Source organism: Hyphomicrobium sp. B1, from assembly GCF_049532635.1.
GTDB lineage: Bacteria > Pseudomonadota > Alphaproteobacteria > Rhizobiales > Hyphomicrobiaceae > Hyphomicrobium_B.
Map to the genome: position 1 here is coordinate 3396422 of NZ_CP134871.1, position 14246 is coordinate 3410667.

The following is a 14246-nucleotide window of genomic DNA, read 5'->3' on the forward strand; positions in this document are numbered from 1 at the left end:
CATCTTGCGAATATGTGAAGCTAGACAGCAGATTCGCAAAGGAAGTAGCTGATGGCATCCCCTCAAAAACGCAAATCCTACAAAGCAAGCCGGCAAGGGCAACACGCTAGGTCGCGCCGAACGAAGCGGACAGATAAGGAAACAGCGATCGCAATTCTGAAGACGGATTTCCGTCAAAACAATTCAACGGCACCGCGGCGCAGCCTCAAACATTACGACCAATTCCACGATGAGATGATAGAGAGGCACGAGCCATATCTCCCTCTGCATTTCGACATGGTGAGACGTGCGACGCAATTAAGATACGGCTTGGAAAGAATGCACCGATTTAAGGATCAATTCTTTGCCTCGCTCGAAGAAGTAGCCGACGTGAACACTTCGGTTGATCCGGAGAGAAGACAGTGGTTCACAGACCTTCTCGAAATGATATTGCGAACCGATGGATTGAAAAAACTTTCGCAATACGAGGCTGACTTGTCGGAAGAAGTCAGGAAGAACAACAAGGAGCTTGAAGAACTCGCAGACTGGCAGCACCGCGAAGGATTTAAGCGCGGACAAATCGGCTATCAGTTCTCACAGCCATTAGGTTCGGACACACGCATTTGCTATGACGAACCTGCACCACGCGCCCCGCAAGACGCGCCACCGCCACAACTGAGTGCGAGGGAACAAGATGAAGCATCGCGGACCGATCTCGACCCTTCGAAGGGTACAATCCTAACACCGATAACCGCATATAAGACACGAGAGTAGGCGCCTCGCTTTAGGAAACTGATAGTGGAGTGGGCTCCCGCGGCCTGCTCTATATCCCCGTCCCTGCTTCCTTACGCAAAGGAAGAACCTCGTCGACATCGCCGGCAGCGCCGCGTTCGTTGTTTCCGATCGCCCTGTTGTCGTTGTCGTTGTCGTTGTCGTTGTCGTTGTCGTTGTCGTTGTCGTTGTCGTTGTCGTTGTCGTTGTCGTTGTCGTTGTCGTTGTCGTTGTCGTTGTCGTTGTCGTTGTCGACGCATGCTCAAAAGCTGGCTGAAGCGCAACCTCGACAAACATCAAAGATGAGCTAAATCAACACATCAACAAACCGCACCGCATGCAAGGCGCATGTAACCTGAATGAAAAGCACGTTGCCACCCCTGAGCGCCTGACAGGACCTCATGGGCAAACCTTACAACTCGGCGACGAAACATTTAGAGCGAGTATCGCAACCCGATAGCGGCGAGCGGGGTCATGCCCACCGCAAAAAGCCCGGCGGAGAGACTGAAACCATCAGCGCGCTTCAACGCGTTTGAAGCATCGCAAGTCGTGGCAATTGCCGCCGCCGGAGCATGAACCCCAACCGTTGACGCAAGCAGAACCCTTTCAGGTTAGAAAGCTCGGTCGAGAAGAAATTACGAGTATGCAGTCTTGCGGGACAACAGACCCGGCACCCCATAGCGAGACACCATAATTTCTACAGTAAATATTCGCTTTTTCAATGACTTAGGCCGCCAAAGCTCTACGATGATTTGCACCTATAACCTTTAAAGAGTGCACAATCGTGAGCAATAAAACTGAAATTGAAACCGACCTGATGGCCGCTCTCGCCGGTTCCGGTCTGATTGAGGTCTCCCAGCATCTTCGCCGGATCGAGGATGAACATCCTCAGCAATTTCCTCTCGTCGCAAAGCTCCTTGGGATAGAGCGTCGCGATGCAGCCTATATGGCGCGGATCGCCCGCACCTTCAGAGAATTGGAGCTGGAAGAAGAGAGGATGCTCGCACTGGGGTGGCCGAAGCTTATCGTCCTCAGCGATTACATCGCCTTTTCAAACAAAGACGAACTGCTCGAGATGGCGGAACAAATGACGGCAAAAGACCTCGCAAGAAATCTTGCCCTGCAACCCGCTGGCACAAGACCTCTGGTCTTATATTTGTCCGATGAACAGTACAGGCGCCTGGAAAAAGTCGTTTTGGCCCACGGCGCGGTGCGCAGTAGGCGATCTCAATACAGCCTCTCAGGCAAGGAAGAAGCCCTTCTGAGGGCCCTGTCCCCAGAAGCCGACTAGCGGCGCGCGAAGATCCGAGGCGAGTTCGGCACTGCCAATGCAGCGTCGTGTAAAAGGCGAGAGTACAGGCAGCACTATGTTGGTCAGCCGAACAACTGACGATCACACATATCAATGGAAGGTAGGACTAAATAATCTGCGTAGAGAGTAATTCGACATGGCATTTAGCGACAAACAAACACGGCTTCTCAAAGCAAAATTGAAACGGCGTCACGTCAAAACGCGAACCGTGGACGGCGAACGCCTTTCCTATCTCGAAGGATGGCATGTCATTGCCGAAGCCAATCGCATCTTTGGCTTCGCACACTGGGATCGCCAGACGCTTGCTCCGCACTGTCACTGGACGCTCCAGCGATCCGGACAAACCGTTTGTCTCTATTCGACTCGCGTCCGCGTCACAGTCAGGAGCGGCGATACCGTGACGATCCGCGATGGCTTTGGAACCGGGCTCGGACGATCAGCGCAGCCGGAAATCGCCCACGATGTGGCGATCAAGTCGGCCGAAACAGATGCGACGAAGCGGGCTCTGGCGACCTTCGGCAATTCCTTTGGGCTAGCACTCTACGATCCTGAGCAAACGCACGTCACGAGAAGCAAGACGCGTTGGCGAAAAGGCACCAAGCCCGAACTCGTCGTCGTCAGTCTGAGCGGCAAAGAGTGCAGCTTTACTGATCCCTTAGCGTTCAGCCAGGAAGTCCTTCGCCAAGCGGAGGAAGTGGCCACCATAGACGATCTGTATACCTTGTGGGCCCTTAATGCCGCCACGATGAAAGTGCTCGCTGCCGATCCTCATGGAGGCGAGCTTAATCAGAGAATTATCAGCACCCTGAAAGATCGTGCCCGCCGCCTAACGACAGACAAGCTTCAATCGAGTCCGGTCGCCGATGAGAGACATCCAATCTCAGATGGGCGTCCTTCCGACACCTTTCTTCTGCCAAAAGAAAAGCGGATCCGCGATCGCCAGCACCTGGCATTTGTGGCAACCCAGCCTTGTCTGATCTGCGGTCGACGCCCAGCGCAGGCGCATCACTTGCGCTTTGCTCAATCGCGAGCGATGTCACTGAAAGTCTCTGATGAGTTTACGGTGCCGCTTTGCGTTACCCACCACGATCAATTGCACAGAAGCGGCGATGAACCGGCCTATTGGCATAGCCAAGAAATTTCAAATCCGCTGGAACATGCGGCCAAATACTGGGCACTATCGCATCAACAGAACAAGCCGTCGCCCAGTCAAGTTTTCAATCCTGACACGGAAGAAGATTTCAATGAACCACCGCTTCGAAAACCAGCCACCAAAATCAGGGAATGAGCAGCAGCTTGCATTGGTTCACCCGACCTTGACACCGGCTCGGAGAGCCGCAGTGCGGCGCACGCTCACAACTGCCGCAGTCAGCAGAACGGTGATTCTGTCGAACCGCGATCCGTTGCCGGATGAAGCCGGTCGCAGCGAATTGTCTTTGCCTCTCCGTAAAAGAGCGATGCATGGGACGTAGATAATACCCTCAGGATATGAGCATTCAACCGACTATGGCAGTGGACCGCCGGTGAGCCCACGCCGCGCCCTCCTAATACCCGCCTCCATGGGATTGGGACGCCTGGTCGCTTGGCTCGTGCGCGCTCCTAGCAATTGAGCTAGCTCTCGCCAAAGAAGGCCACGCGCAACAGGATTTCTGCGCTGGCGCCCGTGTGGCTCGTCTGCAGGGTCAAGTCTGGTTAGTTGAGTTTCTGTTCGACAGCAAAGGACAAGCGCAGAAGCAGCTTATCGACTTCATGCCTGTGATCTAGCAACGTCTTCCGAATAGCGAACAGCAGGTCTCGGTCCATCGCTTTCAGCGCGTCCGGCGACGATTGCTCAAGTTCATAGATGATTGCGAGGACGCGCGTTGGATCAGATGGCATCAGGCAGGTCCTTTGGCAATCACAACCGCAAAATCAGAAAGGCATCAGAAACGACCAGGAAACAACTGACCGCCTCCACGTTGTATTGGCCGTGTCACATAACCAGCGTAGCTTATTCCTACCCAAGGTCCATCCAGCAAGTAACGGGTAACAGCCCGTGGGATTTCGTGCTGCCGAATATGTTCGGATGTCTACCGAACATCAAAAATATTCGACGGAAAACCAATCCGAAGCCATCCGGCAGTATGCAACGCGCCGTGGCTACGAGATTGTTAAAACCTATTCCGATCGAGGCAAGAGCGGCCTGCGCATCGATGGCAGGAACGGCCTGAAGCGGCTCATCGATGATGTGCAATCCAATAATGCTGATTTCGAAGCTATTCTTGTCTACGATATTAGCCGCTGGGGTCGGTTCCAAGACGCTGACGAGAGCGCCTACTATGAGTATATCTGCAAGCGCTCCGGCATTCGCGTTGAGTATTGCGCCGAACAATTCGAAAATGATGGCAGTCCCGTCTCGACAATTGTCAAAGGCGTTAAGCGAGCTATGGCCGGCGAATACAGTCGCGAATTGTCGGCTAAAGTGTTCGCCGGACAATGCAGGCTGATCGAGCTAGGCTTTCGACAAGGCGGTCCACCCGGCTACGGTCTCCGTCGAAAACTCATCGACCAAGCGGGAAATGCTAAGGGCGAACTAGCGCCGGGCGAACACAAAAGCATCCAGACAGATCGCGTCATTTTAGTCCACGGGCCGCCCGAAGAAGTCGATACCGTGCGCTGGATTTACAAGAGCTTCATTAGCGATCATCGCTCCGAGTCGGAAATCGCAAAGCTTCTAAATGCCCGGGGGTTCCTCACCGACTACGGAAGGCCTTGGACGCGCGGAACGGTCCACCAACTCCTCACGAACGAGAAATATGTCGGCAACAACGTTTGGAACCGACGCTCTTTCAAGCTCAAAAGAAAGTACGTCACCAACTCTCCGGACATGTGGATACGTGCAACGGGCGCCTTTGCGCCCGTCATAGCTGCCGAAGATTTCATCGCTGCAAGAGAGATAATTGATAGGCGCGCCACCAAACTTTCGGACGACCAGATGCTCGAGATTTTGCAGCAAATCCTCGACGCAAACGGCCAACTATCGGGAATAATCATTGACGAGTGCGAAAACGCCCCCTCCAGTCAAAGCTACGCACGTCGTTTCGGAGGTCTAAGACGTGCTTACAAGCTGATCGGATATGCTCCGGACCGCGATGAGCGGTATGTCGCGATTAATCAGGCCTTTCGCCGCCTTCATCCAGAAATCATTTCAAACATAGTTGAGGGCATCGTTAGCCGAGGCGGCCGGGCGCGCGTTCTTCAAGATACCGGTACGCTTCTCATAAACGAAGAAGTTTTTGCTTCGATCTCTATTAGCCGGTGCCGGGCGACCCAAGCGGGAACGCCGCGTTGGATCATAAGATTGGAACGCGATCCGCGTCCCGACCTAACGATCGCCGTGCGTATGGACAGCACCAACGAGCGCCCCCGCGATTACTATCTTCTGCCGCGCATGGACATCCTCGAACAAAAGCTCCGGCTGGGTGAAAGCAACGGCATTTGGATCGAGGCTTATCGTATAGAAGATTTATCTGTTCTCTTCGAACTCGCAGCCAGGAACAAGGTAGCGGAGTTGGCAGCATGACAGAAGAAGCGGCTCAGGAAATTGAATTAATCTCCGTCGATCTAATCGACGTTCTAAATCCTCGCGTGCGCTCGTCGCGTTCGTTCGATCAGATAAAGAGCAACATTTCGGTTGTAGGTCTCAAGCGGCCCATCACCGTAGCTAAACGTATCCAATCCGTTGGTGTGAGATACGATCTCGTGTGCGGCCAAGGAAGGTACGAGGCGTATTTGGCCCTCGGCGAGAAGCAAATTCCCGCGGTCGTGATTGAAGCCGACGAGCATGATTGTTTGGTTAGAAGCTTGGTAGAAAATTGCGCTCGCCGTCGCCGTGGCGCCCTGGATCTTTTTAAAGACATTCAACGCATGAAGATCCGCGGCTACTCGGTGGGAGAGATTGCCACCAAAACTGGCTTGCACTCGAACTATGTCAGCGACATCAATAGGCTTTTCGATCGCGGGGAAGAACGGCTTTTACAAGCCGTCGAAGCCGGACAGATCCCGATTAGCGTCGCGATCGAGATAGCGGAATCCGACGACGTCGGCGTGCAGAAAGCGCTCACACATGCTTACGAAAAGAAAATTCTTCGCGGCCGAAAGCTGATGGCGGTAAAGCGCCTCATCGATCGCCGCCGCCAGTACGGCAAGGGCTTCCCATCAAAATACCCGAAGCGTCAAACGGCCCTGACATCTCATGCTCTCGTCAAGACGTTTCAACAGGACGTCGACCGAAAGAGAGTGCTCATACGAAAAGCAACAGCGACCAAAGACAAGCTGATTTTTGCTGCGCACGCGCTGCGCACGCTTTTTCGCGATCAGCAGTTTCAAGCTTTGCTGCAATCCGAAGGCCTAGACAGTCTTCCTAAAAACTTGGCGTCTCGCATCGAAACAGGAGCAGTGTCGGCACAATGAACCAGAAAGCACGCGCTCCCGTTAAGCTCAGCTTCGAACGCACCACACTTCACATATCAATTCACGATATCGCGCCGCTTCATCAGATAACGCCAGCGATCAAGAAGGGCATAAAATACCGGCAAATCTGCTCATCAATCAAAGAGATTGGAATTATAGAGCCACCTGTCGTCATCCGGTCGGGCCAAAAGGGCAAGTACATCATGCTTGACGGCCATCTCCGTTTGGAGGCCTGCAGGGATCTAGGTCATGAACATCTGGTTTGCTTGATCGCCACTGACGACGAAGCCTTCACGTACAACAGGCACATCAGCCGCCTCGCCAGCGTCCAAGAACACAAGATGATCATGCGAGCAATCGAGCGAGGCGTCCCGGAAAAGACCATCGCAAAGGCGTTAGACATTCGGATGCCAACGTTGCACGCCAAAACTCACATGCTTCAGGGAATATGCCCCGAAGTGGTGGAACTGCTAAAAGATAAGCACGTGCCGATTCACACGTTTGGCGTGCTCAAGAAGATGACCCCCCTTCGGCAAATCGAAGCGGCGGAGTTGATGATTTCCATGAACATCTTCTCCCAAGGATATGCTGCTTCTTTGCTTGCGAGCACGTCTAAAGAGCACCTTGTAGAGCCCGACAAACCAAAAAAGGTAAAAGGCCTGACTGAGCGACAGATGGACCTGATGGCCCGCGAATCCGCCAGCCTCGACAAAGAATTCAAAATCGTCGAGCAAACATACGGCGGCGACCACTTGGATTTGGTTTTAACGATCGGGTATCTCAGAAAGCTTGCCGATAACCCGCGAATTTCTCGCTACCTAGAACGCAACTACCAAGAAATACACGCTGAGTTCCGTCGACTGATTGATTCCGGTCAGGGAGCCGCCTGAGGCATCAATTTTCAGATTTCAATTTTCAGATTTGAAGTCCGTCTGATTGATGAGCATCGCCGCGCGCGTACGATTTGGGAGCTTGAGCTTCTGAAGCACGGCTGTAACGTGACGCTTAACAGTGTTGAGGGAACAAGACAGATCTTGCGCGATCTCGACATTGCTTTTTCCCATTCCGATAAGCTTCAGGACGTCACGCTGGCGTGCGGTCAGACTTTCGATGCCGTCATAATGAATCTTCGATCTGCGCGACTTCGGTTCCTCCGCATCAAGCCGCACAAACGTTGTTGCCATCGCTTTTTGCACAAGATCCATGCTCAGCTTTTCTGGTTGGGCTTTCTGCGCTCCAGAGTTCGTCACCCAAGCCGAGATATCCGTGTGGACGAACAACGCGCCGCTTTCCTTAGAATCGGAAAGAGGCACGCCCACAACCGCAAACCAAACATCAAGGCCCAGAGTCGGCGGCGGCATTACGGCCGACAGAAGCGGACGCTCTCGGTTGAGCAACTCCTTGATCGCCAGACGATAACGTGACGCGCATTCCTGCGTGTACGCCCGGCCGATTATCCTAGGGTCGAGGGGCCTCGGCCCACAATGCTGAGCTCGTATGTCCATGATTTCCCCTACTGCGCTGACCAGTACGGCATAGGTCGGAAGATCGACAGACTTAGGATCTCGTGTTTTCATGGAATCGAGCGTAGCCAGAATCGGATGGGACTAAGCAGTTAGTACCACAAACTTCTATGCACTCCAGCATGCGATGGCATCAGCTATTGAAAAACCTCCACAGAGGAACGCCGGAGGAACGCCCGTGCAAGGCGCCATCTATCTATCGACGGCATCCGCGACATGGTCCGTTATCTGCCTCTGAGAGAAAGAGGAAATAGTTCTCGGTAAAGAGCACCCCTGCAAGAAGCCGCGAAGCTGATGGTAGGCCATACGGAGCAACCGCCCGCTCGGGGTAACAGCACACAAAAATGACCTTCGTGGTGTTGATGACTTTGCGACTGATCGGGATCTCTCCGTCCGGCTTGCTCCGACACGGGTCGCGGCGGATCGCGCGGATCCTTCTTGAAGCAGACGGCATATTTGCCGCGCTTGTTATGGCAGTGGCGGTAGGTTCGTGTGTCAACCAAGACTAAAAAGCGTTCCGGGTGCGGCCTCGTGATCCAACCGACTCCCGTCTGAGGCGCGGTTGCAAGCAGCGTGCTCGATACGACGACGCCTGTGAAGAGAGACAACATGGGTGCCTCCATAAAGCTCAATTTTGATTTTGTCTGAATTGTGGATGGCCAGCGGGGGTCATGCCAGCCATCCGCGCGGTCACTTGGCCTTCTCGACCATCATGACCGTGATCTGTCCGTTGATCTTGTCAGCGCTGAACTTGATCTTGTCGCCCGCCTTCACCGTTTTCAGCATCGCTGGATCATTCGCCTTAAAAACCATCGTCATGGCGCCCATATCGAGATTGGTGATCGCCTGATGCTTGATCGTCATCTTGCCGGCAGCTGCGTCGATCTTTTTCACCACGCCGTTGATGATCGGCAGGGACTTGGCATCTTCCGCGCTCGCCGCAACGGATATCAAAGAGGCGACCACACTAGAGATAAGAAGCGCTTTCGATCTTTTCATCATACAAACTCCAGTTCACAGTTGATGTTGAGTTGTTCGCCCCATCCGGTCGGTGTCATTTGACGACGGCCTTCCCGTGCATCCCAGCTTCGTAATGGCCGGGAATTAGACAGGCGAACTCGAATTCACCCGGCTTCGAAAATCGCCAGAGCATAATAGCGTCCTTTCCGGGCTGGACGGTCTGTACATTCGGATCGTCGTGCTCCATCTCGGGATTTTTCTGCATTTCAATGCGGTGGTTCGCGTTCTGCTCCACCGATGCCAGATGGAACTCGTGCTTCAGCGAACCGCCATTGTGAATGACGAACTTCACTTGCTCTCCGAGCTTCACGTCGACTTCGGCGGGCTCATAAAGCATCGCCCCGTCCTTCTCGGAGATGGTGATCTCCTGCACGCGGAAGGGCTTGCTGGGGTCGCCGGCTTCTCCAGCGGCGAAATCATCGTCGTCTGCTGCTTCATGCGCATCTGCATAAGATATGAGTTGCGGCATCGTGCCGATTTGCGTCACGCAGCTGAAAGCGATCACCGCCGCGAACAATTGTGCCTTAAGAAGCATGAATGGTACGTCTCCTCGATTTTTCTGATCAGTGATTCATCGATCCCTTGGGCTTGATGACGCGAAGTTCCGTGTCGTTGGGCTTGACGCGGGCAGGCGCAGCCTCCTCAGCATCGGCGAGATTGCCGTTCCAGGGTCTGGCGACTGTGCCCTCAGGATGCTTGAACCAGCCCGGGTCCTTGTAATCGTTCCGGTCCAGGCCTTCCCTGATCTTCACGATTGTGAACATGCCGCCCATTTCTATTGGGCCGTATTGGCCGAAGCCCGTCATCATAGGCAGGGTGTTGTCAGGCAGCGGCATCTCCATCTCGGCCATATCGGCACCGCCGGCTTGGCCCATTGGCATGAAGCCATCCGGCACCACCTTGGAGATCTTCGGACTCATGCTTTTGAGATCGACGCCAATGTAGGTGTTAACGTCGTGCCCCATCGCGTTCATCGCGTGGTGCGTCTTGTGGCAGTGGAAGGCCCAATCGCCGGGGTTGTCCGCAACCACGTCAAAGGCGCGCACCGCGCCAACAGGCACGTCAACCGTGGTCTCGGGCCATTGCGCGCTCTCCGGCACCCATCCACCATCGGTGCAGGTGACCGCGAAGTGATGGCCGTGCAGATGGATGGGATGGTTGGTCATGGTGAGATTGCCCATGCGCACGCGAACGCGGTCGCCAAGGCGCACGGGAAGCACGTCGATACCGGGAAAGACGCGGCTGTTCCACGTCCACATGTTGAAGTCGAGCATCTCGTTGACTTTTGGGAGGTAGGCCCCGGCGTCGACGCGGTACGCGCTCATGATGAAGACAAAATCACGATCAACCGGCCGGTACGCTCGGTCTTTGGGATGGACGACGAACATGCCCATCATTCCCATCGCCATTTGCACCATCTCGTCGGAGTGCGGATGGTACATGAAGGTGCCGCTGGCATTGAGCTGGAACTCGTAGACGAAAGTTTTTCCGGGCGGGATGTGCGGCTGAGTGAGCCCCCCGACTCCGTCCATGCCGTTGGGAATGATCATGCCGTGCCAGTGGACAGTCGTGTGCTCGGGAAGTTTGTTGGTGACGAAGATGCGGACCTTGTCGCCCTCAACCACCTCGATCGTGGGGCCTGGCGCTTGGCCGTTATATCCCCAGAGGTGGACCTTCATGCCGGGTGCAAACTCTCGCACCACCGGCTCAGCGACGAGATGGAACTCCTTCCAATCTCCGTTCTGCCGCCAGGGCAACGTCCAGCCATTGAGGGTAACCACCGGCTGATAATCAGGACCGCTCGACGGATGGAGCGGCGGTTGCATCAGTGGCGAAGCCTGAATAGGCGCTTCCGGAATTGACGCGGCGGCAACGCGGCCGGTCACTTGTGTTACGCTCGCTAGCGCGAGCCCGGAGGTGGCGAGAAAATTACGACGCGTGACGCTCATGACGGCATGTCCTCGTTAATCGGATTGAGATGAAACTTGCTGCGCCTCGACGGGACTGGCACCGAGCCCCCCTCCGCCGATCATCGCTACATGGAGGTCAACGTCGGCGAGCCAGAAATCGCGTTTGGCATCGATCGCCTGCATATTCGCGGAAATCCGTGCGCGGGCGTCGGTAAGAAGCCCGAACAAGTCCGAGAGCATGCCGTTGTAGTTGAGCAGCGTCTGCTCCGAGATTGTCTCGCGGAGGGGCAGGATCGTTTTCTCGTAGTAGCGTGCGATATCATAAGATCCGCGATATGCCTGATAGGCCTGCCTGGCATCCGCGCGCACGTTGACTGCCTTGGCAACCAGCATGTTCACTGCATGGAGATAGGTCTCTTCCGCGCGTTTGACCTTTACCTCGCCAAAATCGTAAATCGGGATCTGGAAGCTGAGTTCGTAACCGCTTCGCGGCGTCCGCTCGTCCGGTTTGATTTCATTGCGGTCGACACCGCTGGCCTCGAGAACATCGACGAAACGCGTTGCGCGCGTGAGACCGTAATCCTTTGCGAGCGCCACCAGATTCATACGCGCAATTTGCAGATCAATACGCGACGCCACCGCCTCAGTCTCAATCTCCGGAGCTGTGCGCGGTCTGGCAGGCAACGCCGGGAGCTTCTGAGGAAGCCGATACGCAAGTGTGCTGCCCCAAAGACCAAGTACTCTATTGAGTTTCTCACGCTCGCTACGCTGTCTCAGCCGCGCGACGGCTAGCTGGCCACTAACCTCAGCGTAAAAGGCATGTTCGCGAGCCTGTTCGAGTTTCGGCATCGCGCCGGTCTCGCCGAGTTTCTTTGCGAGTTCAGAGCTGGCATCGGCAGATGCGCGTGATTGCTCTAGGAACCTTACTGTCTGCGCGGCTGCCACCGCGCGGTAATAAGTGCGGCGTGCCTCGGCAGCAGTTTGAAGCGTCGCCTCAACCGCCTTCAACTGTGCAACTTTGAACCTATCTTCGGCGATCTGTCGTCTACGCGGTAACGTCAACAGCGCGAGGATATTTTGTGTGACCTGCCGCTCGATCTCCAGCTCTGCGCCGGTCAAGTGTACGAATGAAAACGACGGTGCCGGAGGAAGACTAGCTTCAATCATCTCCGCCTCTGAGACGCCGAGGTCGTTGTAAGCCGCCTGCAGCGTGCGGTTATTGAGCAAAGCCACCTCTACGGCCGCTTTGGCCGATAACGGCGCCGACAAAAGCGATTTGACCCGCGCCTGCGCAGCGGCGGCTTCCGCTTCATTTCTGATTTTTACCGCCGGCGTGCCGAGCACGCTGCCAGTTTGGTCTGCGACGAGTGTCATCCCGCCATCCTTCGAAAAATGCGCGCATCCCGCGAGCAGCAGCCCTGAGATCCCGGCCAAGACACGAGTGCAGGTGCGTCTACACGTGCGCGTGTGCCAATCATTCCCCCAAATCATTCCATCCCCTCATCGCGCATTCCGGCGCGGCTAGTTTCCCTTTTGACTAGGCTTCGATTGCTGAGGGGCGACGCGCTTGTTCGCGTCTCCCCATGGCATCGGTTCGACCGGCACATAGACCTTGGTTCCCGCCCCCACATTGCTGTAATGGGCGGACGGAACGCGTGCGGGGCGGTCCGGCATTGGCCCGCTTACTGGCCATGGCGGCGGTGGTTCACCCCAAGCGGACATTGTTAAGACAACAGACGTGGCGACGAAGACGCGCACGAGCATCGGTACCTCGCGGAAGAGAGGTCTGACGACGAACCAATAGGTTCGACGATGACGCGTCAGACCGATTGTGTTTTTCGCTGAAAAATTCGCGTAGCGCTAAATCATGCCGCCACGACCGGCCTTTGCTAGGCCGCGCGCAAAAAGGCGCAATTAGACTCTGGGGGGCCTTTCGAGACCGAATTTACGGTCAAGACTCGCGATCCCGCCGAGAAATGCTCGGACCTTCGCTCCAGCGTCAGTTAAATCATGCGCAGCGACTGACGCGCTGTTGAGGGCGGATGGCGTGCCACACGAGGAGCTGCAGTGCGACATCCCCTGGCAGCAGCACGGACCATTGCAATCGGAAATCGGAGCCCCGACATTCGAAGCTTCGATCACTGTTTCAGCAGCTAACTTTGTTTGCGTCGCTTGGTGCAAGGACCTAGCGGCGGAACTTGGCGACGAACGCTGCCCGACATGAGACACACCGCCATGCGCGCTAGCAACGGACGACCAACCGACAACGGTTAGTGCGATCACCGCCAGCATTTTAAGTAAAGCGCGCATGCTTCCAACTTATTACCAGTTCGATTCTGAACCTAAGAAATATTCCCTGGCGGTGCAAGTTAATCGCAATTCATGTGGCCGTGGGCTCCCGGAATGTGGCCGCAGCACCACGAGCTTTGAATGCAACTGCGCTCGCGACGGCCGCATTCGCGGTCGGCGATGATTTAGAAACCCTCGCGACGGTTCGAACGCTCAAATCCGCGGCATACTGATGATCCCTTACCCATGGCGTCACCGCGCCGACTTGCACTTCGATGTCGTCATGAGCGGTCATAGGGCCCCAAGAGCAATCATGGGCATCACCCGTTTTGCACAAACCTTCGACGCGAATTCTGCTCGACGCAGGCAGAACTCAAATGTCTTCCCGGTCAAAACTGCTTTTGGCCCGTTGCAGACATCAGGGTTCGCCGTGGCACCTGACCGGTGGAGTCAGCAGTGCCGAGAAAGCGGACGAAGACGTGCAATGGCATACCGCGCCGCACTATCCCATAAGCAACGCCACCGTTTGTTTCACGAAGCACGTGTACACGTTTCAGTATCTAAGCGTGTAGGATGCCGTTACTGACGTCAGCGCCGCTCACCCCTTACCGAGATGTCTAAACACTTTTCTGCAACGTCTTCACCGGATGGCCGATCGTCAGCTCGCCTCGGCGTCGCCACTGACCCGGCGTTATACCCGTGACGCTTTTGAAGCTGACAATAAAATGCGCCTGTGAACGAAAGCCTACATGATAGCCAATCTCAGTGAGCGATCGCTCAGAATTTAGGAGAAGGTGTTGTGCCCGCTCGATACGTCGACATCTGACAAAGGAGTTGGGGGTGCAGCCCGTAGCGGCTCTAAACTGGCTTGCAAAATACATAGGGCTCATCCGGGCAATAGCAGCCAAATCGCCAAGTTTCAGTTTCTGGTCGAGATGCGTATCGACATGAGCAACGACGAGCTTGAGCCGCCATTTTTGCATCGGTGCG

The 14246-nt window shown here is 55.3% G+C and carries 13 protein-coding genes; 6 read left to right on the top strand and 7 right to left on the bottom strand.

Going from position 1 to position 14246, the window contains the following annotated elements:
- The first annotated feature begins 51 nt into the window (after positions 1 to 51).
- From RLW55_RS16225 to RLW55_RS16235, 3 genes are all read left to right on the top strand, one after another.
- Positions 52 to 753, top strand: coding sequence for a hypothetical protein (locus RLW55_RS16225; protein WP_423414739.1), 702 nt, complete (start codon positions 52 to 54; stop codon positions 751 to 753).
- Positions 754 to 1534: 781 nt separating this feature from the next.
- The gene (locus tag RLW55_RS16230) at positions 1535 to 2041 is read left to right on the top strand and encodes a hypothetical protein (protein ID WP_423414740.1); all 507 of its coding nucleotides are present in this window, start codon (positions 1535 to 1537) and stop codon (positions 2039 to 2041) included.
- Between the two features lie 157 nt (positions 2042 to 2198).
- The gene (locus RLW55_RS16235; RefSeq protein ID WP_423414741.1) at positions 2199 to 3350 is read left to right on the top strand and encodes an RAD52 family DNA repair protein; all 1152 of its coding nucleotides are present in this window, start codon (positions 2199 to 2201) and stop codon (positions 3348 to 3350) included.
- Positions 3351 to 3754: 404 nt separating this feature from the next.
- Here RLW55_RS16235 and RLW55_RS16240 read toward each other — a convergent pair whose 3' ends face one another.
- Complete coding sequence (locus RLW55_RS16240; protein WP_024275807.1) at positions 3755 to 3940, bottom strand: hypothetical protein; 186 nt, start codon at positions 3938 to 3940, stop codon at positions 3755 to 3757.
- Between the two features lie 157 nt (positions 3941 to 4097).
- Between RLW55_RS16240 and RLW55_RS16245 the strand changes: the two genes are divergently transcribed.
- From RLW55_RS16245 to RLW55_RS16255, 3 genes are read left to right on the top strand one after another with little or no spacing between them, the layout of a single operon-like run.
- Entirely contained in the window at positions 4098 to 5624 is a 1527-nt protein-coding gene (locus tag RLW55_RS16245) for a recombinase family protein (RefSeq protein ID WP_423414742.1), read from the top strand.
- Entirely contained in the window at positions 5621 to 6514 is an 894-nt protein-coding gene (locus tag RLW55_RS16250; RefSeq protein WP_024275805.1) for a ParB/RepB/Spo0J family partition protein, read from the top strand. The genes RLW55_RS16245 and RLW55_RS16250 overlap by 4 nt, the downstream gene beginning before the upstream one ends.
- The gene (locus RLW55_RS16255) at positions 6511 to 7404 is read left to right on the top strand and encodes a plasmid partitioning protein RepB C-terminal domain-containing protein (protein WP_024275804.1); all 894 of its coding nucleotides are present in this window, start codon (positions 6511 to 6513) and stop codon (positions 7402 to 7404) included. Before RLW55_RS16250 ends, RLW55_RS16255 begins: the two co-directional genes overlap by 4 nt.
- Before the next feature lie 18 nt (positions 7405 to 7422).
- Here the strand turns inward: RLW55_RS16255 and RLW55_RS16260 are convergent, their stop codons facing one another.
- From RLW55_RS16260 to RLW55_RS16285, 6 genes are all read right to left on the bottom strand, one after another.
- Complete coding sequence (locus RLW55_RS16260) at positions 7423 to 8091, bottom strand: response regulator transcription factor (RefSeq protein WP_423414743.1); 669 nt, start codon at positions 8089 to 8091, stop codon at positions 7423 to 7425.
- Positions 8092 to 8727: 636 nt separating this feature from the next.
- On the bottom strand, positions 8728 to 9039 hold the full coding sequence (locus RLW55_RS16265; RefSeq protein WP_423414744.1) for a copper-binding protein: 312 nt from the start codon (positions 9037 to 9039) through the stop codon (positions 8728 to 8730).
- Positions 9040 to 9091: 52 nt separating this feature from the next.
- Complete coding sequence (locus RLW55_RS16270) at positions 9092 to 9592, bottom strand: cupredoxin domain-containing protein (protein WP_024275801.1); 501 nt, start codon at positions 9590 to 9592, stop codon at positions 9092 to 9094.
- A gap of 28 nt (positions 9593 to 9620) precedes the next feature.
- Positions 9621 to 11006, bottom strand: a complete 1386-nt coding sequence (locus RLW55_RS16275; protein WP_423414745.1) for a multicopper oxidase family protein — start codon at positions 11004 to 11006, stop codon at positions 9621 to 9623.
- 15 nt (positions 11007 to 11021) lie between these two features.
- Positions 11022 to 12458, bottom strand: coding sequence for a TolC family protein (locus RLW55_RS16280; protein ID WP_423414746.1), 1437 nt, complete (start codon positions 12456 to 12458; stop codon positions 11022 to 11024).
- A gap of 1415 nt (positions 12459 to 13873) precedes the next feature.
- Complete coding sequence (locus RLW55_RS16285; RefSeq protein WP_423414747.1) at positions 13874 to 14239, bottom strand: helix-turn-helix domain-containing protein; 366 nt, start codon at positions 14237 to 14239, stop codon at positions 13874 to 13876.
- Positions 14240 to 14246: the final 7 nt, after the last annotated feature.